The organism is Mesorhizobium sp. ESP-6-4, from assembly GCF_020164735.1.
In the GTDB taxonomy this organism is placed as follows: Bacteria; Pseudomonadota; Alphaproteobacteria; order Rhizobiales; family Rhizobiaceae; genus Mesorhizobium.
Genome location: NZ_JAIUGS010000005.1, coordinates 106,023 through 127,919, shown reverse-complemented (window position 1 = coordinate 127,919; position 21,897 = coordinate 106,023). Strand labels below are relative to the sequence as shown.

The 21,897-nt window shown below is 65.1% G+C and carries 16 protein-coding genes; 7 read left to right on the top strand and 9 right to left on the bottom strand.

Translation table 11 applies throughout. The features are described 5' to 3' along the window. The first annotated feature begins 8 nt into the window (after positions 1 to 8). Positions 9 to 1,025 carry a type II secretion system F family protein gene (locus tag LB523_RS12425; RefSeq protein ID WP_224523405.1) on the top strand — a complete coding sequence of 339 codons (1,017 nt, stop codon included), beginning with the start codon at positions 9 to 11 and terminating at the stop codon, positions 1,023 to 1,025. A 147-nt stretch (positions 1,026 to 1,172) separates the two neighbouring features. Here the strand turns inward: LB523_RS12425 and LB523_RS12420 are convergent, their stop codons facing one another. Beyond that, positions 1,173 to 2,000 (bottom strand): tetratricopeptide repeat protein, encoded by an 828-nt coding sequence (locus LB523_RS12420; RefSeq protein WP_095765924.1) that lies wholly within the window; start codon positions 1,998 to 2,000, stop codon positions 1,173 to 1,175. A gap of 125 nt (positions 2,001 to 2,125) precedes the next feature. On the opposite strand from LB523_RS12420, the gene LB523_RS12415 reads away from it, so the two are divergent. The 5 genes from LB523_RS12415 (at position 2,126) to pdeM (ending at position 8,346) form a co-directional block, all read left to right on the top strand. Beyond that, positions 2,126 to 3,490, top strand: a complete 1,365-nt coding sequence (locus LB523_RS12415; protein ID WP_224603023.1) for a leucyl aminopeptidase family protein — start codon at positions 2,126 to 2,128, stop codon at positions 3,488 to 3,490. 68 nt (positions 3,491 to 3,558) lie between these two features. Next, positions 3,559 to 3,909 (top strand): MarR family winged helix-turn-helix transcriptional regulator, encoded by a 351-nt coding sequence (locus tag LB523_RS12410; protein WP_040985896.1) that lies wholly within the window; start codon positions 3,559 to 3,561, stop codon positions 3,907 to 3,909. A 37-nt stretch (positions 3,910 to 3,946) separates the two neighbouring features. Then, positions 3,947 to 4,807, top strand: a complete 861-nt coding sequence (locus LB523_RS12405) for a C40 family peptidase (RefSeq protein WP_224603021.1) — start codon at positions 3,947 to 3,949, stop codon at positions 4,805 to 4,807. 272 nt (positions 4,808 to 5,079) lie between these two features. Beyond that, complete coding sequence (locus LB523_RS12400) at positions 5,080 to 7,611, top strand: ligase-associated DNA damage response DEXH box helicase (RefSeq protein ID WP_224603209.1); 2,532 nt, start codon at positions 5,080 to 5,082, stop codon at positions 7,609 to 7,611. 18 nt (positions 7,612 to 7,629) lie between these two features. Continuing rightward, complete coding sequence (pdeM, locus tag LB523_RS12395) at positions 7,630 to 8,346, top strand: ligase-associated DNA damage response endonuclease PdeM (protein WP_224603018.1); 717 nt, start codon at positions 7,630 to 7,632, stop codon at positions 8,344 to 8,346. 3 nt (positions 8,347 to 8,349) lie between these two features. Here the strand turns inward: pdeM and LB523_RS12390 are convergent, their stop codons facing one another. From LB523_RS12390 to LB523_RS12375, 4 genes are read right to left on the bottom strand one after another with little or no spacing between them, the layout of a single operon-like run. Further along, positions 8,350 to 9,288: a dimethyl sulfoxide reductase anchor subunit family protein gene (locus LB523_RS12390; protein ID WP_224603016.1), complete on the bottom strand. Its 939-nt coding sequence runs from the start codon at positions 9,286 to 9,288 to the stop codon at positions 8,350 to 8,352. A gap of 2 nt (positions 9,289 to 9,290) precedes the next feature. Beyond that, positions 9,291 to 10,025, bottom strand: coding sequence for a 4Fe-4S dicluster domain-containing protein (locus tag LB523_RS12385; RefSeq protein ID WP_224603014.1), 735 nt, complete (start codon positions 10,023 to 10,025; stop codon positions 9,291 to 9,293). Further along, the gene (locus tag LB523_RS12380) at positions 10,022 to 12,952 is read right to left on the bottom strand and encodes a molybdopterin oxidoreductase family protein (protein ID WP_224603012.1); all 2,931 of its coding nucleotides are present in this window, start codon (positions 12,950 to 12,952) and stop codon (positions 10,022 to 10,024) included. Before LB523_RS12380 ends, LB523_RS12385 begins: the two co-directional genes overlap by 4 nt. Continuing rightward, positions 12,949 to 13,107, bottom strand: coding sequence for a hypothetical protein (locus LB523_RS12375; RefSeq protein WP_176476947.1), 159 nt, complete (start codon positions 13,105 to 13,107; stop codon positions 12,949 to 12,951). The genes LB523_RS12380 and LB523_RS12375 overlap by 4 nt, the downstream gene beginning before the upstream one ends. 123 nt (positions 13,108 to 13,230) lie before the next feature. Between LB523_RS12375 and LB523_RS12370 the strand changes: the two genes are divergently transcribed. Then, positions 13,231 to 14,118: a LysR family transcriptional regulator gene (locus tag LB523_RS12370; protein WP_095765917.1), complete on the top strand. Its 888-nt coding sequence runs from the start codon at positions 13,231 to 13,233 to the stop codon at positions 14,116 to 14,118. 289 nt (positions 14,119 to 14,407) lie between these two features. Here LB523_RS12370 and LB523_RS12365 read toward each other — a convergent pair whose 3' ends face one another. The 4 genes from LB523_RS12365 to LB523_RS12350 form a co-directional block, all read right to left on the bottom strand. Next, positions 14,408 to 15,664 carry an Hsp70 family protein gene (locus LB523_RS12365; RefSeq protein ID WP_224603011.1) on the bottom strand — a complete coding sequence of 419 codons (1,257 nt, stop codon included), beginning with the start codon at positions 15,662 to 15,664 and terminating at the stop codon, positions 14,408 to 14,410. Positions 15,665 to 15,864: 200 nt separating this feature from the next. Next, positions 15,865 to 16,656, bottom strand: a complete 792-nt coding sequence (locus LB523_RS12360; RefSeq protein ID WP_095765916.1) for a TIGR02186 family protein — start codon at positions 16,654 to 16,656, stop codon at positions 15,865 to 15,867. Further along, on the bottom strand, positions 16,656 to 17,579 hold the full coding sequence (locus tag LB523_RS12355; RefSeq protein ID WP_095765915.1) for a sulfite exporter TauE/SafE family protein: 924 nt from the start codon (positions 17,577 to 17,579) through the stop codon (positions 16,656 to 16,658). The genes LB523_RS12360 and LB523_RS12355 overlap by 1 nt, the downstream gene beginning before the upstream one ends. Before the next feature lie 157 nt (positions 17,580 to 17,736). Further along, positions 17,737 to 21,759: an SEL1-like repeat protein gene (locus LB523_RS12350; protein ID WP_224603009.1), complete on the bottom strand. Its 4,023-nt coding sequence runs from the start codon at positions 21,757 to 21,759 to the stop codon at positions 17,737 to 17,739. Between the last annotated feature and the right edge of the window lie 138 nt (positions 21,760 to 21,897).

Sequence of the window (21,897 nt, the reverse complement as noted above, 5' to 3'; positions counted from 1 at the left end):
CGGATCCGGTGACAGAGCAGGTCGTCAAAACACTCACCGACCCTTCTTTCCTGATCGCGATGCTGGTCGGCATCGCCGTGTTCGCGACCGTCTTCACGCTCATGCCGGCGTTCGGCGGCACGTCGCTCAAGTCGCGCATGAAAAGCGTGGCGCTCGAACGCGACAAAATGCGTGCCGAGCAGCGTGCGCGGCTGGCCAACGAGGCCGACCGCCGCCGCAAGGGCCTGCGCGAGGAACAGTCCATCGGCATGCGCAACATCGTCGACCGCCTGGATCTCAGGCGCGCGCTTGCCGACGAAAGCACGATGCAGAAGCTCAAGGTCGCGGGCTTCCGCGGCCAGAACCCGCTGACGCGCTTCCTCTTTTTCCGCTTGGTCCTGCCATTCGTCGGTTTTGCCTTGGCGGCCATCTATCTGTTCTTGCTCGGCGGCCTGCCGCAGCAGCCGGCCTTCATCAAGCTGTTCGTCTGTGTCGTTGTCGCCTATGGCGGCTTCTATGCGCCGATCCTCTACGTCAACAACCGCGCGACCAAGCGCAAGCAGTCGATCCAGCTGGCGTGGCCGGACGCGCTCGACCTGATGCTGATCTGCGTGGAATCCGGCATGTCGGTGGAAGCGGCCCTGCGCAGGGTTGCCGACGAGATCGGCACGCAGTCGGTTGCGCTTGCCGAGGAATTCGTGCTCACCAATGCGGAGCTGTCCTATCTGCAGGACCGCAAGAACGCCTATGAGAACCTGGCAAGCCGCACCGGCCTGGAATCGGTGAAGTCGGTGTCCCAGGCCCTGGTCCAGGCCGAACGCTACGGCACGCCGGTGGCGCACGCGCTACGCGTGCTCGCCTCGGAAAGCCGCGACATGCGCATGAACGCCGCCGAGAAGAAGGCCGCGGCACTTCCGCCGAAGCTTACCGTGCCGATGATCCTGTTCTTCCTGCCGGTTCTGTTCGCCATCATTCTGGGACCGGCCGGCATCCAGGTCAGCCAGCGCGGCATCTTCGGCGACCAGCACAGCTCCTCGAGCCAGTAAAGCAATCGCAGGAAAAGTGTTGAGCGGTTTTCCGTCCGGATTGCGTAAAAACAAAGAGATAGGGCCGTTCGCTTCAATCAAAAAGCCGCGGGATCCGCGCGGCTTTTTTGATTTCAACGGTGGTCGATTTGGCAATGCCGTCCGCGGTCAGTTCGTGGCGACCTTCGCCTTGTTCTTGTCCTGATCCTTCAATTGGCTCCAGGCGTTCTGCTGGGCAAGCATCTGGCGCAGATAGGCGACGTTGGCCTGCGCCTGTTCGGGCGACAGTTCCTGCGAGGCGATCTTTTCGGCTTCGTCGAAGCGGCCCTGCAGGCCGACGACCAGCGCGAGGTTCTGCCGCACCCTGCTGTCGGCGCCGGGCTGCTGCGCGGCGGAGCGCATATAGGTTTCTGCCGTGCGCAGGTCGCCTTCGAGCACATAGGACATGCCGAGATTGGACAGCACCGAAGGCTCGTTCGGCTTCAGTTCCAGCGCCTTCCGATAGTCTTGCCGCGCTTCGTCTTTCTGTCCCATCTGGTCGAGAATGGCGGCTTCCGCCGACACCAGCTTCCAGTCCGGATATTCGGGCGTCTGTGCGCGCCGCACGGCATCTAGGGCCGGTTCGAACTGGCCGTTGGCGGCGAGCGCCTTGCCATAGGCCGCAAGCACCTCGCGATCCTTGGGATAGGCGATGGCCAGCTTGCGCATCACCGCCAGCGACTGGTCGGCATCGCCGTCCATCTGCAGTGCCGCCGCGAAGTTCATTGCGATGCGCTTGTCGCCCGGATTGCGGGCATAGGACTGACCGAGCCTGGACGTGGCGGTACGCAATTCGCCGGACGACATCGTTTCCAGCGGCCTGCTGTCGGAGCGGGAGATGGAGCCCGTGGTGAACTTGCTGGTGCTGCCGCAACCCGCCACGCTGGCCGCCAGCGCCGCTATGAAAGCCGTGGTGATCAGACGCTTGGCTGTAAGGTTCAACGCTTCGGTCGGCATCGGCGCCCGGTCTCCATTCCTGTGCGGCCATTGGCTGGCCGTCTTCCCTCCGGCAGAAATATTCTGTTAACCCTAACGGACCGTTAAGAAGCGCCGACTCGAACGGTTCGGCCGGAGATCATCGCATGCCTGTCGAACTCGTTGAGCAGAAGCCGGAAGTCGCCTTGCCTGTCTATCTGGTGGCGAAGGACGCCCTTGAAGCCGCGGCACTGCCGCCCTCCGCCATCGCCTGGGCAAGGGCCAACGGTTTTTCTGGCGAAGCAGGGCGCACGCTGGTCTTGCCGGGCGAGGGTGGCGGCCTTGCCGGCGCGTTGTTCGGCACAGGCGATGGCGAGAGCGTTCTTGCCCTCGGCGCGCTCGCAAGGGCGTTGCCGGAGGGCGACTGGCATTTCGCGTCGCGCCCGGCGCAACCCGATCTCGCGGCGCTCGCGCTTGTCCTCGGCGGCTATGTCTTTACTCGCTACGGCAAGAAGCCCGGCAAGGCTTTGCGCTTCGCGCTTCCGGAGGGCGCCGATGCGGCGCATCTCCGCCGCATCGCCGACAGCGTGTTCCTGACACGCGACCTCGTCAACACGCCAACCAGCGACCTCGGTCCGGTCGAACTGGAAGAAGCCGCCCGAAAACTAGCGACCGCCCACGGCGCCGATATCTCGGTGATCCATGGCGACGATCTGCTGATGCGGAATTTCCCGATGATCCACGCCGTCGGCCGGGCCTCCACCGGCGCGCCACGGCTGATCGACATGAGCTGGGGACCGGGCGACGCGCCGAAGGTGACGCTGGTCGGCAAGGGCGTCTGCTTCGACACCGGCGGCCTCGACATCAAGCCGTCGTCGGGCATGCTTTTGATGAAGAAGGACATGGGCGGCGCCGCCAACGTGCTGGGCCTCGCCTCCATGATCATGGCGGCGAGACTGAATGTCCGGCTGCGCGTGCTGATCCCCGCCGTCGAGAATTCGATCTCCGGCAATGCCTTCCGGCCCGGCGACGTGCTCAGGAGCCGCAAGGGCATCACGGTCGAGATCGGCAACACGGACGCCGAAGGCAGGCTGATCCTGGCCGACGCGCTGGCGCTGGCCGACGAGGAACAGCCCGCTTTGCTGGTCGACATGGCGACGCTGACCGGAGCCGCCCGCGTCGCGCTGGGGCCCGATCTGCCGCCTTTCTACACCAACGACGAGACGCTTGCCGCCGACCTGGCCGCGGCGTCGGTCGCGGTCGAGGATCCACTGTGGCGCATGCCTTTGTGGCGCCCCTACGATGCAAAGCTTTGCTCGAAGATCGCCGACATCAACAATGTGACGACGGACGGCTTTGCCGGATCGATCACCGGCGCGCTTTTCCTCAAGCGCTTTGTCGAGAAGACCGACAGCTGGGCGCATTTCGACATCTTCGCCTGGAACCCGGCCGACCGGCCCTACGGCCTGACCGGCGGCGAAGCGCAAGGCATTCGCGCGCTGGAGCGGATAATTACGCAGCGATTTGCCTAGGCCGGAAGACCAAGGTGGTAGATCGTCACTGAAACGGAACCGAAACAATTTGCCGGCATGCTTGGGCGATGTCGATCTCGATGCGCCCGAGCCAGGCCTTGCGACTGTGGCAGCAGGTGATGCTGGCCCAGGTGCGCGACGGCGAGCCCGATCTCACCATGCGCCAGACGGCTATCCTGTTCACCATCTATCTCGATCCGCCGCCCCATACGGTGCGCGGGCTGGCCGCCAAGCTCAACGTCACCAAGCCGGTCATCACCCGGGCGCTGGACACGATGGGCGCGCTGAAGCTGGTCTCGCGCCACCGCGACGAGCTCGACAAGCGCAACGTGCTGATCCGGCGCACAGTGGAAGGCGCGCTCTTTGTCGAGCGCTTCGGCGATGGTATCGTCGCCAGGGCGCACGAGCTGCCCATCTGACCTCATTGCCCCTATCTGATATGACTGGATTATCGATTTGACCGCCAGGGATGCCCGCCTTCATGCCTTCCGCTCCGACCTTGCCGATGCGAGGCTGAAGGGCGAGGTCGCTGCCGACCGCTTCGTCACCGGCCGCCCGGCGCGGATCACGGCGTCGGTCGCCGATCTGCGCAAGGCGCCGCGCCCCGACGCGGGCGTCAACACGCAGGCGCTGTTCGGCGACGACGTGCTCGTTTTCGAGGACGCGGAAGGCTGGGCCTGGGTGCAGGCCGAGCGCGACGGTTATGTCGGCTATGTGGCCGACAATCTGATTGGGGCACGCGAACAAGCGCCCACGCATGTCGTCTCCGTGCCGCGCACCTTCCTCTATCCGGGTCCCGATTTGCGTTTCCCGATCAGCGGGCAGCTGTCGATGGGGTCGACCGTGACGGTGACCGGCTCGGCCGAAACGCGCGGCACGCATTATGCGCTGCTGCCCTCCGGCCAGGCGATCGTCGCCCGCCATCTGCGGCCGATCGCCGAGCTGGCCGAGGATTACGTCACGGTCGCCGAAAGCTTCCTCGGCACGCCTTATCTCTGGGGCGGGGTCTCGGGCTTCGGCATCGACTGCTCCGGCCTCGTGCAGTTGGCGATGCGCATGACGGGCAAGGATGTCCTGCGCGACTCCGATATGCAGGCGGCGTCGATCGGCACGCCGTTTGAGCCGGGTCCGGACTATTCAGGTCTCCGGCGCGGCGATCTCGTCTTCTGGAAAGGCCACGTCGCGATCATGACCGACGAAAGAGACATGATCCACGCCAACGGCCACACCATGCTGGTCTCGCGCGAGGGCCTTAAAGAGGCTGTCGACCGCATCGGCTATCTTTATGGCGGTCCGACTGGGTTTCGGAGGCCGTAGCGCCAGCCTCCCCTTCTCCCCTTGTGGGAGAAGGTGGATCGGCGCGCAGCGCCGAGACGGATGAGGGGTGCTGGACGGATCGCTACGTTGAAGAGCTAAGCGTCTTTAGCACCTTTATCTAGTCAGGTCTCGTTTCTTCCAGCACCCCTCATCCGTCTTGCCGCTACGCGGCAATCCACCTTCCCCCACAAGGGGGGAAGGAAGAATCGCGCTGATCCCCTTTTGTTCCGATTTTCCTTGGCGATTGCTTGCTGCCGCGCTACCTCTTGCGCGTGACCGAGCAGCCGCGCCTTGCCGAGCAGAATGCCGCCGTCCTGCTGCCTGAGCCATTCGTCAAATGGTTCGGCGAAAAGGGCTGGTCGCCGCGCGTCCATCAGCTCGAGCTGTTGGCGAAGGCTCAAAGCGGCCAGTCGGTGCTGCTGATCGCGCCGACCGGCGCCGGCAAGACATTGGCCGGCTTCCTGCCCTCGCTGACCGAACTGGCCAGCCGTCCCAAGCGAAAGCCGGGCGAAGCCCGCCGCGGCATCCACACACTCTACATTTCGCCGCTGAAAGCGCTGGCCGTCGACATCGAGCGCAATCTCGGCAAGCCGGTCGAGGAGATCGGCCTGCCTGTCACCATCGAGACGCGCACCGGCGACACGCCTTCGCATAAGCGCCAGCGGCAGAAACTGGCGCCGCCCGACATATTGCTCACCACGCCCGAGCAACTCGCCTTGCTGATCGCTTCAAACGACGCAAAGCGCTTCTTCGAGGACCTGCGCTATGTCGTGCTCGACGAATTGCATTCGCTTGTCACCTCGAAGCGCGGGCATCTGCTGGCGGTTGGCCTTGCACGATTGCGCGCTTTTGTGCCCGGGTTGCAGACCATAGGCCTGTCGGCGACCGTGGCCGAGCCGGACGAGTTGCGTCGCTGGCTGGTAAGCCAGGCTTCTCCAGGTGCCATGTCCGAGCTCATCGTCGTGACCGGCGGCGCGAAGCCCGAGATATCGATCCTCGACTCGGAAGAGCGGGTGCCCTGGGCCGGTCACTCCGCCCGCTACGCCACGCCTGAGATCTACCGCGAGATCAAGCGGCACAAGACCACGCTGCTGTTCGTCAACACGCGCAGCCAGGCCGAGCTGTTGTTCCAGGAGCTATGGCGCGTCAATGAAGACACGCTGCCGATCGCGCTTCATCACGGATCGCTTGATGTCGCCCAGCGCCGCCGCGTCGAGAAGGCCATGGGCGAAAACGCGTTGCGCGCCATCGTCGCCACCTCGACATTGGATCTCGGCATCGACTGGGGCGATGTCGATCTGGTCGTGCATGTCGGCGCACCGAAAGGCGCCAGCCGGCTCGCGCAGCGCATCGGCCGTGCCAACCATCGCATGGACGAGCCGTCGAAAGCGATCCTGATTCCTGCGAACCGTTTCGAGGTGCTGGAATGCCGGGCGGCGCTGGATGCCAATTATCTCGGTGCCCAGGACACGCCGCCGCTGGTCAATGGGGGGCTCGACGTGCTGGCCCAGCATGTGCTGGGCTGCGCCTGCGGCGCGCCGTTCCATGCCGATGTGCTCTTCGAGGAGATACGGACGGCCGCGCCTTACGTCAGCCTGGACAGGCCGACATTCGATCGGGTCATCGACTTCGTCGCCACCGGCGGCTACGCGCTGAGAAATTACGAGCGCTATGCCCGCATCCGTCAGACCAAGGAAGGCTTATGGCGGGTTTCAAATCCGGCCGTCGCCCAGCAATACAGGCTGAATGTCGGCACCATCATCGAAGTGCCGGCGCTCAATGTGCGCTACGTCCAGGCCGGCAGCAGAGGGGCGGCCTCGCGCGGCGGCAGGGTGCTGGGAAAGATCGAGGAAGCGTTTCTGGAGACTTTGACCCACGGCGACACCTTCATGTTCGGTGGCAAGATCCTGCGCTTCGAAGGCATTCGCGAGAACGAGTGCTTCGTCTCGAACGCACCGGGCAGTGACGCGAAGGTGCCCTATTATGGCGGCGGCAAATTCCCGCTTTCGACCTATCTCGCCGAGCAGGTGCGGGCCATGCTCGACGACCCGCAACGCTGGAAGAAACTGCCTGAGCAGGTCGCTGACTGGTTAAGATTTCAGGCGGACAAGTCCGTTTTGCCGAAACGCGATGATCTGCTGATCGAGACTTTTCCACGCGGCAACCGCTATTACCTCGTCGCCTATCCCTTCGAAGGCAGGCTTGCCCATCAGACGCTGGGCATGCTGCTCACCCGCCGGCTGGATCGGGCGGGCGCGAAGCCAGTCGGTTTCGTGGCCACCGATTACGCGCTGGCCATCTGGTCGCTGGCCGACATGGGCTGGATGTTCAAGAACAGAAAACCGTCGCTGGCCACGCTATTCGATCAGGACATGCTGGGCGATGATCTCGAAGCCTGGTTCGCCGACAGCTGGCTGCTGAAGCGCACCTTCCGCAACTGCGCGCTGATTTCCGGATTGATCGAGAAGCGCCACCCAGGCAAGGAAAAAAGCGGCCGCCAGGTCACCGTGTCGACAGACCTGATCTATGACGTGTTGCGCAGCCATGAACCCGACCATATTCTGCTGCAGGCCACCCGTACGGATGCCGCGACCGGGTTGCTCGATGTCAGCAGACTTGCCGAGATGCTCTCGCGCATCCGCGGTCGAATCATGCATAAGAACCTTGAGCAGATATCGCCGTTGGCCGTGCCGATCATGCTTGAAATCGGCAAGATGCCGGTGAATGGCGAGGCAGACGAGACGCTGCTGATGGATGCCGCCACGCTCGTCGAAGAGGCCATGGGGCCGGAGATGGCGGACTGAAAGAAGGCCTAAGAGGGGATGAATTTTTCGCTGTCGCGCGCAACGCTGATCGCCGAGGCCGACCCCGTCGGCATCGCCGGCGAGCGCGCGGTCTGCGACCGGCGCGGCGTGCTCTATTTCCCCGATCTGCGGCTGCTCGCGGTCTCCGATCTGCATCTCGAAAAAGGCTCTTCTTTCGCCAGGCGCGGCGCGCTGATCCCGCCTTACGACACCGGGGCCACCCTGCTGCGGCTTCAGGCGGTGATCGCCGACTATCAGCCGCGCATCGTCGTCAGCCTGGGCGATTCCTTCCATGACGGCGGCGGTGCCGAGCGCATGCATCTGAGTTTCCGCGAAAGGCTGGAGGCGATGATGGCCGGCCGCGACTGGTTCTGGGTCGCCGGCAACCACGACCCGGATGCGCCAGCCGACCTGCCGGGCAAGACCGTGCGGGAACTCGCCATCGGCTCGCTGCTCTTCCGTCACGAGCCGTCGAAGGTCCGGGTGGAGGGCGAGATATCAGGCCACCTCCATCCGTGCGCGCGCATCGTTCAGCGCGGGCGCTCGGTCAGGCGGCGCTGCTTTGCCGGCGATGGCGGCCGCATGATCATGCCGGCCTTCGGCGCCTATACCGGCTCGCTCAACGTTCTCGACCGCGCCTATGCCGGCCTGTTCCGGCTGGAGACGCTAATGGCCTATATGCTGGGCGCCGAACGCATTTTTGCTATCTCCGGCTCGATGCTCAGGCCGGGCTGAAACTTACTCCCTGCCGTAATAGAGGGTGACCGTGTGCTTCGCCTCGGCGAAGAACAGCCAGCGCTCGACCAGCATGCCGGCGAGTTGCGCGACGGCTGCAAGCATGGACGCAATTGCGCTTAAGGGCCTTGGCAGGAAGTACGCGATCGCCAGCAGAATGGCTGGCACTGCGAATGCCAGCGCCTGCGTGATCAGCCGCAACTTGGCGCTATGCTTGCGCGCGATGCGGAATCCCATTTCCTTCAGCAGATAGTTCTCTTCCGTGTGCGGCCACTCGATGGAACGCACCGTGCCGCCGGCAAGGCCGGTCGCTGTGTTGGCGGTGGTCGGGATTTCCAGCCGGTCATTGTAGCGCCAAGTCGCAAGCTTCCAGCCCCAGCCGGCGAGCGTGGCAAGCAGAGCCCAGATCGGCATCGCCGTTGAACCCAGCTTGAACCCCTGGAGCAAGGCGTTGGCGAGAACGCTTCCGGTCATTACCGCGAAGATGAGATAGGCCGGCAAAGTATAGCGACTGTGCCACTGCGCGATCGGCTTCAACGAAGCATAGATCATGGCGGTCGTGCAGATTGTCACGACCGCGCCTGCCGCCGCCAGCAGGCCGGCGATCGCTACCCAGCCGCCGCTCCTGCCGACCAACACCCAGCCGATGCCGAACAGGCCGGCCGGAATGAAGGTGGCGACCGAGGCCACGCCTTCGCGCGACAGCCACGAGCTGCGCCATTGCGAGAAAGCGCGCCAGGCTCGCTCAGGGCGGCCAAGATGGCCGGTCGAGGACAACAGGCCGGCCGCGATCAGGCCGAGCGCCAGCCCCATCCCGACAAGGCCAAACCAGAAATCGGCCGGGATCACGCCAGATCCGCCAAGCAGGCCGAGCAGCGCGAGCAGGCCGTAGCCTGCCCCGGTGGCGGTGGTGAAGAAGACGACCGAGAAGGCGGGATGCATGATCAGTTCGAAAGCATGCGGTCGATCCAGCCGAGGAACCCGCCCTCGGCCTTGATCGGCTCCAGCGCCGGCGCGTCGACCTTCGCAGCGCGTTCGCTACGGGCGCGCGGCGGCAGATACCGGTTGGTCGGCTTGTAGCCGAGCTCCGGCATCAGCGCGACGCCGCCACGCTCCTCGACAAGCCGCGAGATCGCGGAGGCCGGATCGCCGAGATCGCCGAAATGCCGGGCGCTGGTCGGGCAGGCGGCGACGCAAGCAGGCACGCGGTCTTCCTCGGCCAGATTGTCGTTGTAGATGCGGTCGACGCAGAGCGTGCATTTCTTCATCACGCCGACATCCGTATCGAATTCGCGGGCGCCATACGGACAGGCCCAGCTGCAGAGCTTGCAGCCGATGCATTTGTCCTCGTCGACCAGCACGATGCCGTCCGAGGCGCGCTTATAGGAGGCGCCGGTCGGGCAGACGGTGACGCAGGCCGGCTGCTCGCAATGCAGGCAGGAGCGCGGGAAGTTCACCGTGCGGTCGCCTTGTTCGGTCGTGTGCTCGTAACTATGCACCCGGTTGAACCAGACGCCGTCGACATGCCCGCCATAGGGATCGATGTCGGTCAGCGGCGCCATGTGGCCGCCAGTGTTCCACTCCTTGCAGGCGGTGACGCAGGCTTGGCAGCCGACGCAGGTGTCGAGGTCGATGACGAGGCCGAGTTTTTTCTCGGTTCGAGCGGGAAGACAGGTCATTCGGCGGCTTCCCTCTTCATGCGGAATTCCGTGCCGAAGCGAAGCACGCCAGGCGATGGCTCGAAATGCGGTGGCTGTGCAAAACGCTCGAAATGCGGCTCGGTGAAGCCGGCTTCCTCCGCCGCGCATTTGACGATCCGCACGCGCACGTCAAACCACGCGGCCTGTCCGGTGACCGGATCGGAATTCGAATAGCGCTTGCCGTTGGCATCGGCCGCCGTCTGGTCGCCGATGATATGGTTGAGCAGGAAACCGCGATTGCTCTCCGCCGCATCGTCCTTCAGGCCCCAGCTGCCGCGCCGCTTGCCGATCGCGTTCCAGGTCCACACCGTGTCCGGGTTCACGCCGTCGATCAGCTTAATCTGGCCTTTCACCCTTCCGTTGACGCTTTCGATCCACACCCAGTCGTCGTCGGAAAGGCCAAGCTCGGTGGCGGTCTGCCTATGCACGAACAGCCGGTTTTGGCTGGTGATCTGCCGCAGCCACGCATTCTGCGATCCCCAGGAATGGTACATGTGCATCGGCCGCTGCGTCAGCGCATGCAGCGGATATTTTTGCAGGTCGACGGTGCTGTCCTCGAAGGGCGCGTACCAGAAGGGCAGCGGGTCCATATAGGCCTCGATGCGGCCGCGCTCGGCGTCCGGCGGCTGCACCTCGCCATGGCCGCGCCCGGCAAGCCTGAACCGCTGCATCGGCTCCGAGTAGAGCTGGAAGACGATAGGCTCGGCCTTGGAAATGAAACCCATCTCTACGGCGAAGTCGAGATAGGCACGGTTGCCCATCTTGTAATAGCGCTGCTCGTCGGAAAAATCGTGGTGCCAGAAGCCGCCATTGTCGATGTAGCGCTGCAGCTGGTTGGGGTTGACGTCGCCCCTGCCGATCGAGCCGCCATTCTCGCCGCGCCAGCCGGCTAAAGGGCCGATGCCGGGCGTGCGCTCGTGGTTGACGATGTAGTCGGCATAGTCGCGGTATTTGGCTGAGCCGTCCTCGTCGACAAAGCCCGGCAGACCAAGCCGCGCGCCGAGCTCGATCAGCACCGACTGGAACGGCCGCACGTCGCGGTCCGGTTGCACCACGGGATGGCGGATGGCGTCGCCCGGACCGTCGGCATGGCTGATCGGCCGGTCGAGCAGGCTGATGCAGTCGTGCCGCTCGAGATAGGTGGTGTCGGGCAGCACCAGGTCGGCGAAAGCCACCGTTTCGGAATAATAGGCGTCGGAATAGATGATGAAGGGGATCTTGTAGGCGCCCGCCTCGTCCTTGTCGGTCAGCATACGAACGGTCTCGACCGTATTCATCGACGAGTTCCACGCCATGTTCGACATGTACATCATCAGTGTGTCGATCGGATAAGGATCGCCGGCCCAGGCATTGCGGATGACCGAGTGCATCAGCCCGTGCGCGGCCAGGGGCGCTTCCCAGGAATAGGCCTTGTCTATGCGGGTGGGCCGGCCGGCCTCGTCGACGAGAAGATCGTCCGGGCCGCAGACGAAGCCGAGCGGCATGCCGTCCAGCGGCGTCATCGGCCGAACGTTTTTTCCGCATGGCTTCGGCTCCGGCGGCGCCGGGCGCGGGTAGGGCGGCTTGAAGCGGAAACCGCCTGGAACATCGACGGTGCCCAGCAGAACCTGCAGCAGATGGATGGCGCGGCAGGTGTGAAAGCCGTTGGAACGGGCCGAGATGCCGCGCATGGCATGCATCGAGACGGGTCGTCCCTTGATCGTCTCGTGTCGCCGGCCGGCCCAATCGGTCCAGGCGATCGGCAGCTCGATCGGCTGCTCGAAGGCGACATGCGCCAGCTCCGCCGCGATCCGCCGGATCGTGTCGGCGGTGACGCCGCAGCGCGCCGCCACGGCGTCCGGCGAATAGGTCTCGTCGAGATAGCGTTCGGCGATGAGCTGGAAGACAGGCACGCAACGCCGCCCGCCTGCCTCATAGCTGCCGGTCAGCGCCGGCTTGGCTTCGGGGTCGGCCGCATTGACCGGGCGCTTCGCCACTCTGTCCCAAGCCAGCGGATTGCCGTCGCCGTCTCGCACGAACAGGCCCTCGTCGGCGGTCCCCGGTTCCTGCACAACCAGCACGGGCGCGTTGGTGTAGCGCAGCAGATAGTCGAGATCGACGCGTCCGGCCTTGAGCAGTTCGTGGACGAGCGCCAGCACGAACAGGCCGTCGGTGCCGGGGCGAATGCCGATCCAGTCGTCGGCGATGGCATTGTAGCCGGTGCGGCAGGGATTGATCGAAACCACCTTGGCCCCGCGTGCCTTGAGCTTGCCTAGGCCGATCTTGATCGGGTTGGAATCGTGGTCTTCGGCGACGCCGAACAGCATGAAGTATCTGGTGTTGTCCCAGTCGGGCTCGCCGAATTCCCAGAACGAGCCGCCGATCGTATAGAGGCCGCCGGCCGCCATGTTGACCGAACAGAAGCCGCCATGGGCGGCGAAGTTGGGTGTGCCGAATTTTGACGCCCACCAGCCGGTCAGCGATTGCGACTGGTCGCGCCCGGTGAAGAAGGCAAGCTTCCTCGGGTCGGTGCGCCGGATCGCCGACAGCCTCTCGGTGGCGATGGTCAGCGCTTCCTCCCACTCGATCTCGCGGAATTCGCCGGAGCCGCGCGGACCTGTGCGCAGCAACGGCTTCTTCAGCCGCGCCGGGCTGTAATGCTGCATGATGCCGGCGCTGCCCTTGCCGCAGATCACGCCGCGGTTCACCGGATGGTCCTTGTTGCCGTTGATGTAGCGCACCTTGCCGTCCTTGACGTGGACGTCGATGCCGCAGCGGCAGGCGCACATGTAGCAGGTGGTCTTGGCGATGCGGTCGGAGATTTCGGGCGAGGTCTCGACGCCATCGCCCTCGTTTGGTGCTCGGCTGTCCGCCAGCGGCCGCTGCGAGGGTGCGGAATTGGCGCCGCGCGGCGCGCAGGGGTTCATGATCCGCGAACGCTCTTGCCGGTCGCCATCTTGGCCTTCGTCTTGGGACCCGGGCCGCGCATATAGTGGAGCTCGGGATGATAGCGCTCGCCGGCGAGCTGCCGCTTCAGCCGGCGGCTCCAATGCGCGAATAGGGATTTGAAGCGCCCTGCCATTTCCCGCTCTTGGCCTCTGACGACCAGTTTTTTCCAATTTCCTGCAAAAACTTAGAACAAAGCTATTGATGCGTCTAACAAGCAGCTCTTGTAATTCCGATCGATTTTGCTTCTTAGTTAGCCATGACCCTCGATCAGTTGCGCATCTTCGTCGCCGTCGCCGAGCACGGCCATATGACCAAGGCCGCCGAGCGGCTCGGCATCTCGCAGTCGGCGGCGTCGGCTGCCATTCGCGCGCTCGAAAGCCAGCACGGCGTGCGCCTGTTCAACCGGGTCGGCCGCAACATCGAGCTGGCTCAGACCGGCCACCGCTTCCTGCCGGAGGCGAAGGCGGTTCTGGATCGCGCCGCGGCGGCCCGCGGCGTGCTGGAGGATGTCTCGCAGACCGTCGCCGGCAGCCTGTCGATCGCGGCCAGCCAGACCATCGCCAGCTACTGGCTGCCGCGCCGCCTGGCGTCCTTCCACGAGGCCTATCCTGCCGTGAAGCTCAGCGTGACAATCGGCAACACCCGGCAGGTCGAGACCAATGTGCTGGACGGCAGGGCCGATTTCGGACTGGTCGAGGGCCGCACCGAGTCCGACATCCTGCGCCGCGCCACGGTCGACGAAGACCGTCCGATGCTGGTCGTCGCGCGCGCGCATCCCGAAATCCCGATGACGCGGGCGGGGATCCTCGACATCAGGGCGCTGCGCTGGATCATCAGGGAAGGCGGGTCGGGCACGCGCGAGGCGCTGGAGGATTTCGCGCTTAGCCAGGGAGTCCCGCCGGCCGAGTTGCAGATTTTCCTCGTCCTGCCCAGCAATGAGGCCGTGCGTCAGGCGGTCGAGGCCGGCGCAGGGGCGACGATCATCTCGGAACTGGTGGTCGCGCGCTCTTTGGCGGAGGGCAGCCTCAGGGCCGTGCCGGTCGAATTGCCGAAGCGCGATTTCGCCATGATCACGCATCGCGACCGCCAGGCGAGCCTCGCGCAGATGGCGCTGAAGGCGCATCTTGGTGGAAAGGCCAGTTGAGCCCAGGCGGCATCCGAACTATCTCATTTGGATGCTGATCATTGCGAACGCTCGCGATTAGCCGAAAGCCTCCGAACTTCGTCATCCACGGGCGGAGCGACGCGAAGCGGAGCGTAGACCCGAGGATCCATTCCGTGACCTTCGACGTGGAATGCAGCGGAGCAGAATTCTGCACCGGAGCAACGCTTCAAAGTCACGGAATGGATCCTCGGGTCTGCGCCGCGTCGCTTCGCTCCTTGCTCCGCCCGTGGATGACGAAGTGACTGGCGTCTTAGTCAACCTCCAGCCCTCACGCGTATTTGCGCTGCGCATCCAGCGCGAGGCCCAGGCCGACCGAGCCGAACATATCGCCTTCGATGACCGCGGCCTGCGGCACCAGCGCCAGGATCTGCCGTTTCGCCAGCGGGATGGCGGTCGAACCGCCGGTGAGGAACACGGCGGTGATGGCCGAAGCAGGGATGCCGGCGTCGGCGATCGTGTGTTTGACCGTCGCGGCCACGCGTTCGATATCGCTCGCGATGGTCTCCTCCAGGCCGGCGCGTGTGATCTCGGCCGCGAAGCGCGCGCCGGGTAGCGACACCTTCACTTCGGCCGAGGCTTGGTCCGTGAGCGCGATCTTGGCCCTTTCGACCAAGCCCGCCATCGCATGGCCGTAGCGATGCTCGACGACGTGGATGAAGCGGTCGACGAGGTCGGCCCGCTCGGCCTCGTAGCGGATCTGTCGCAGGTCGTTCATCGCCTTGGCGGTGTAGACGAGGTTGATGCGCTGCCAGGTCGCAAGGTCGATAAAGTAGGCCGCGGGCAGGTTCCGCTTGTGGTCCTTGGTCCGCGTCAGATAGCCGAGCTCGGGCATGACATGGGCGATGCTGAGCAGCCGGTCGAAATCGGTGCCGCCGATATGGATGCCCCGGTTGGCTAATATGTCGGCCTTGCGGTCGGTCGAGCGGGCGCGCTCCGGTGAGACTCGTACGATCGAGAAATCGGAGGTGCCGCCGCCCATGTCGACGATCAGCGCCAGCTCCTCGCGGGAAACCTTTTGCTCGTAATCGAGCGCCGCCGCGATCGGCTCGAACTGGAAGGCGATGTGCTTGAAGCCCTGCGCGCGGGCGGCCTTTTCAAGTTCGCCTTGCGCCTTCGCATCGGCAGCCGCGTCGTCGTCGACGAATTGCACGGGCCTGCCCAGCACGACGTTGTCGACCGGACCGCCGGCATCTTCTTCCAGCCGCTTCTTGAGGTGGTCGATGAACAGGCCGACGATGTCGATGAAGCCGATCTGGCGTGCCTTGATGCGCGTTTTCTCGTTGGCAAGCGAACTGCCAAGCACGCTCTTCAGCGAGCGCATCAGCCGCCCTTCGATGCTGTCGGTATAGTCGCTGATCGCACGGCGGCCGAAATAGGTGTAGCCGTCCTCGAAGTTGAAGAACACGGCGCTCGGCAGAGTGGGCTGCTCGCCCTCCAGCGCCACCAGCCGCGCCCGGCCGTCGCGGATCACGCCCACGGTCGAATTGGACGTGCCGAAATCGATGCCGCCGAATGCCGATCGCATCGCAGCCTCCTGTCTTTGCTTCATGGCGGCAGATCGTCGGCGACGCGTTGCGCGCCGTCATCCGAGTGCCGGACCGCTCTGCCGAAGTCGAAATGTGTGTGCTTATCCCTAGGGCTGGGAGGCGGCGATGTATCGCAAAACCGGGAAAAGGGAAACCCTGTTTCGAACGGAAAATGGGTCTTCCGATTCTTCCCGAAGCATCAGTCCTTGCGGAAGATGAGCCGGCCCAGCCAGCCGGTCAGCATGGCCAGCGATATCGCAAACACGCCGTAGAGGAACGAATCGTCATGCGCGACGCGGAAGACCGATTGCTCGAAGCCAGATTTGCGGATTTCGAGCTGGGCCGAGCTTTCCTTGACGAACATGCCGCTCTTGAACAGGAACGCGCGGGCCTTATGGGTTCCGACCGGCACGTTGGGCGCGAGCCGCACGGTAGCGCGAAACAGGTTCTGCGACAGGAATTGCACGCCGCCGACATTCTCGCTGTAGAGGCCCGTCGCTGCCTTGCGGTCGCGGAGCGCGGCGGTGAATTCCTCGATCGTCGCCGGGCTGTCGGTCTCGTCGGCGGGCTTCATGTAGAGGTTCTGCGCGCCCAGCGAGAGCTGCTTGTATTTGGCGGGCTCGGCGATGTCCTGCAGCGGTCGCGTCGTCGCGACGGAATAGGAAACCGGCACGTTCTCGAACGTCTCCGAATCCAGATTGATCCAGACGCCGAGCACGCGATCCTTGCGCCGGACGACGACCGGCCTTGGCGGCCCTTCGAGCACGACGATCACGTCGTAGCGCCCCTGGCGCGCGATCAGCGGATCGGGATTCTCCAGCGATCCGAAGATCGTCAGGTCGGCGCCGGAGAAGCCCGCCGTGATGGAAATGGCATCCGTCGACAGGCCGATCTGAATGCTTTCGGCGGGCGGCGTCTGCGCCGTCGCCGGGGAAAGGGCAAAGAGCATCGACAACGAGACGGCGGCTGCAAATGCTCGTCGCGCCGCCATCAGTTGAGCCCCGCGGCGGACAGAGAATAGAGATTGGGCGGCGTCACGAAGAGATCGGCGGCAAGGCGGATGGCGACGGCCAGCACCAGCATCGCCAAAAGGGCGCGCAGCTGTTCGCCGCGTAGCCTCTGGCCGGCCTTGGCGCCATATTGCGCGCCGGCGACGCCGCCGGCCATCAGCAGGAAGGCCAGGATCACGTCCACCGTCTGGTTGGTCGTGGCATGCACCAGCGTCGTATAGGCCGAGGTGAAGATGATCTGGAACAGCGAGGTGCCGATGACGACATTGGTCGGCACCTTGAGCAGGTAGATCAGCGCCGGCACCATGATGAAGCCGCCGCCGACGCCCATGATCGACGACAGGAAACCTATCCCGGCGCCGAGCCCGAGCACAGGGATAACACTGACGAACAGCTTCGAAGCGCGGAAGCGCATCTTGAACGGCAGCCGGTGGATCCAGTTGTGCTGGCCGGATTTCTTGAGGACGGGCGCGGCGCCGCTGCGGCTGGCTCGCAGCGCGTTGACGCTTTCGAACAGCATCAGCCCGCCGACCGTGCCGAGCAGCACGACGTAGAGCAGCGAGATGAACAGGTCCAGCTGGCCGAGCCGGCGCAAGAGCGCAAAGACGAAGATACCGGCCGTCGAGCCGACGATGCCGCCGGCCAAAAGCACGCCGCCCAGCTTGAAGTCGAGCGTGCCGCGCTTGAAATGTGAAAGCGCGCCGGAGAAGGAGGAGGCGATGACCTGGTTTGCGCCGGTGGCGACGGCGATTGCCGGCGGGATGTTGTAGAAAATCAGAAGCGGCGTGATCAGGAAGCCGCCGCCGACCCCGAACATGCCCGACAGGAAACCCACCGCGGCGCCCATCGCGAGCAGCACGAAGATGTTGACGGAAATTTCCGCGATCGGGAGATAGATGCCCACCCGTCTGTCTCGATCAGTTTGTCTGCCGGCGCACAGTGCCGTCCCCGGACAGTAAAGCACCGAAAAGCCAATTTTTTCTTGCGCCGAAACAAAAACCATCTCAATCAGTTAACAGGCAAATGTGTGGCAGGGCGTCGCATATGCGACGCGTCCGCCGTTATTTGTGCGCCAGGAGCGCCTTGACGAGCGGCGCGTCGATCTCGCCCGTCGGCTTCATCTTGTTGTCGGTCTGGAAGGCCATGATGGCGGTCTTGGTCTTGCCGCCCATCACGCCGTCGGCGCCGCCGGCATCATAGCCGTTCTTGTTGAGGATCAGCTGGATGTTCTTCACCGCCTTCTTCATATCGATGCCGGCGGTCGTCTGCGGAGTGCTGTCCTGCCAGGACTCCGGAACGTCGGCCGAGTTGGCGGCCGCGTTGAGCGGCTTGGCCTTCCACAATTCCGTGGCGGCGCGCGCCCGCTCGAGCTGTTCGGGCCTGAGCGCATTGGCGATCTCGTCGCGCTTGGCCGCAGCGTCCTTGTCGCCGGTCTTGGCGACGAGCGCGAACCACTTGTAGGATTCCTCCAGGTTCTGTTTCATGCCGACGCCCTTGGCGGCCAGGATGCCGAGGTTGAACTGGCTGTCTTTGACGCCGAGGTCGGCGGCTTCCTGGAACCAGTGCGTCGCCGATTCATTGTCGGTCACGCCGTCCGCCGCCATGGCGAACAGCACCGCCAGATTGTGCATGGCGCTGGCATTGCCCTGTTCGGCGGCGAGCTGATAGTAGGTCTTGGCCTTCTTGATGTCGCGCGCGACGCCGATGCCTTTTTCGTAGAAATTGCCGATGCGGTATTCGGCCGGCGCGAAGCCGAGCTCGGCCGACTGCTCGTACCATTTGGCGGCCGCTTTCATGTCTTCCTTCACGCCGCGCGATTCCGCATAGCGGGAGCCGATCTCGAACAGCGCCTTGGCGTCGCCGCCGGCGGCCGCGTCGTGCAGCGCCACCGGACCGATTTCGGAAGGGATATCGAATTTGGCCGCGGCTGCCTGGCTCCCGGCCGGCGGCACGGCGCCTGTCGTGTCGACGGAAGTGGCCGTCGGTGTGCTGGCAGCGGCGCCCTCGGCTGCCGGACTGGCCGTCATGGGGTCCTTGGCCATCGGCTGCGTGTCGCCATCCGTATCCGCCGCGGACGCGGCTGCGGCGGCGGGTTCGGGCGGCGTTGCCGAAGCCATGGGAGCCGGCACCGGCGCGGCAGGCGCAGCAAGCGCCACTGGCGCGGGCGCCGGTTCGGCGGGCATGGCTGCGGCATTTTCGGGACTGGAAGACGTAGAAGCGGCGAGTGCCGCGTCCTTGACGGGCTCGGCCTGCCTGACGGGCCGGGCCGGGCCGCTTTCGTCCTGTGCTGTTTCCGTGTCGACCGTCTGCGGAGAGACGACCGGTGCGGGCTGGTTGTTGGCCGTCTCGACCGGATCTGACAAAAAGGCCTTGCCCAACTGCAGGCCGGCCAGCGCCATCATGATCGCGGCCGCCGCCATCAGGATCGGCTTGCGCCGCGCCTTGAGCAGGTCGCCTATCCTCAGCGCCTTCACCGGGCCGGTCAGGGTCGATTGCCGCTTCAGCGTGTCGGCTTCCGCGGCTGCGGCCTGGGCCGCGCGGCGGGCCGCGGCGATGAAATCGGACTTGGCGGCATCGCTCTCGTTGCGCTTGACCGGCTGGCCGCCGCGCTCGTCGCGCACGCGTTTCATGATAGCGTTGAGGTCCGGCGCGCCGGAACCGGGCTCCAACGGCCGGTTGGCGGCCTTGGGGTCGAGCGGCTCGTCGATGTCGACGCTTGGCACGTCACCGACTGGCGCAGAGCCGGCAAGCGGCTGCGTGTCCGCATCTTTCTTGCCCTTGAAAGCGCGCGCCAGGCCGCTGAACATCGATCTCCTGCGGCCGGCCGTCTCGCTCTTGTCGCCGATCGCATCCGGCCCGAGGGCCGCCATGGCTGCTGCCGCCGCGGCCTCGGCAGGCGTGCGCGGCGCGTCTGGCTCATCGCGCATGATCGCAGCCGCACGGCCTTCGAGACCGGCCATGTCCCCCGTGAGCGGCAGCGGCTGGTCGATATCCATCGAAGGCGCGTCCTGCACCGCGATCTTACCGCCGCGGCCGCCGCGCTTACCGGCCGGCTGCGGATCCACCAGTTCGCTGACCGCTTCGCTGGTCTCGTCCGATTCGAGCGAGCCGAGCCTGTCGACGATCTTGAGCAGCGTATCGTGGATCGCCTCGAATGTGCGCGAGTTGCGTTCGTCGGAGCGGCGGGTGAGCGCTTCGAGCGTCTTCAGGTCCTGGGCGAGGCCGGCAACGGCGGTCGCGTTGCTCTGGGCCGTGCTGGACGTCGACTCGGCAAGCGATCTGACGGCGCTCTCGGCCGCCTCGCGCGCCACGGTCAGGATGGAATCGCGCGTGCCCGCCAGCGACTTCTCGATCTCGTTGAGGCGCGGGCTGATGTCCTCGAATTCGGGCAGCGGCGTGCCGGGCTTGGAAAGATGCGCCGACAGGCCGGCGACCTGCGCCTCCAGGCTGCGGATCAGCGCCGGATCGATGCCCGCGACCTGCTGCGCGGACATTTCCAGCCGGCTGGAAATATCCTCGAGCCGGCTTTCCAGCCCGCGGATCGCCGCGTCGTTGGCGGGATCCGGCGTGCGTGTCTCGATGCGCTTGGCCAAAGCGGTGAAGCGGGCGTCGATCACCTCCATGATGCCGGCGCTCTCATCCTGGCGCATGCGCTGGTCGAGCCGGTCCGCGACCTCGTCCAGCCGACGCTCTAGATCGCGAAACAGCATATTGCCCTGTTCCATCGCATCGCCCTGGCGGCGCTCGATTAACATGGACAGTGCCTCGAAGCGCTGTTCCAGGCCTTGGAAGATATGATCGGCGTCGGGCATGGCCTGCGCGCGGTCCATCTTGTCGGTGATCAAGGCAATCTGCTTGCCGAGCCGCTCCATGGCCTGCTCGGGCAGGTCTGCCCTGCCGGCCAACTGATCCACACGGCTGGTAAGAAGGTTGAGGTGATCAATGACTTCCGCGCCGGGCCGCGACTGCGCAACCTCTTCGATCTGCGCCGCCAGGGAGGCCATGCGCTTCTCGATCCGGCCGAAGGTCTCGGGGTCGAAGGCATTGGCCTGCGCGGCCACCGTCGAGGCGACGATGGCGCGGGAAATCTCGTCCAGCCGCTCGTCGATCATGGCCAGCGTCTCGCCGCCGCGCATAGTCTGCTGGCTGGCGAAACGGTCGACCGCGCCGGCAAGCGTGCGCACCTTTTCCTCCAGCGAGCGCAGCGAAAGCGATTCCGGCAGGTTGTTGACGGCGCTGCTGATCTGTTCGAGCCGGTCGGTCAGCACCGAAAGGCTCGGGCCTTCCGCGCGCTTGCGCTGGTCGGCGTCGACGCGGTCTTCGAAGGCGCTCCAGCGGCGGTCGAAATCGTCCCAGCGGCGGTCGACCTTCTGCACGCTTTCCTCGCGTGCCAGCGTGTCCAGCGCGCCCTTCACCTGTTCCAGTTCTAGCCGCAGCAGGTTGACGCTGCGGTCGTCGCTCTTTTCGGCCAGTGTCTGGATGGCGCCCGAAAGCCGCTCGAATTCGAGACCGAGCTCGGCGCTGCTCTTATCCGGCAGGCCGTTGGCGCCGCCCTGCATGGCGCGGTCGATGTCCTGGCGAAACGCCTCGAATTCGCGCTGCAGGCCGGCGGTCATCTGGTGACGCAATTCCTCGCGCAGCCCGCGCAATTCGACGGCGATCTTGCCGACCATGGCGACGCTGTCTTCCTGGCCGCGCACCCGGTCGATGTCACGCGCGATCGCCTGATAGCCTTGGTCGAAGGCGGGCGCGGCGGGCGCCGGATTTTGCGGCGCGCGCGGTTGCGGCCGCTGATACTGTGAGCCAGGATTCTGCGCCGCCGGGTTCTGCTGCGGCCGGTCCAGGGGTCTTTGCGCGGCATAGGTGTCTTCGTACCAGCGCGGCTGGCCGTAAGGCTGCGTGCTTGGATAGCGCGGCTCGACCGGCGACCGCCGCAGGTCGGGGCGATCGGGCATGTCGGCGCGCGTGCGGTCCAGCCGCTGCTCCAGCGTTTCGAGCGAGCGGTTCAGTTCTTCGAGCGAGGCGTGCGGCCGGCGTTGCCTGCCGGCATTGAGTGTATCGAGATAGGACCGCTTGCTGTTCATCGATGCGCCCGTATTCAGAATGGCCGGCCGGAGGCCGGTCTCCCATTAGCCTGCCGGAAACGAAGCGAGCCGAGCGGTTTTTGCTGCGGAGGAAGACGGGCTTCCCGGGTTTTCACCCACGCTTCGAAAACCGTGAAA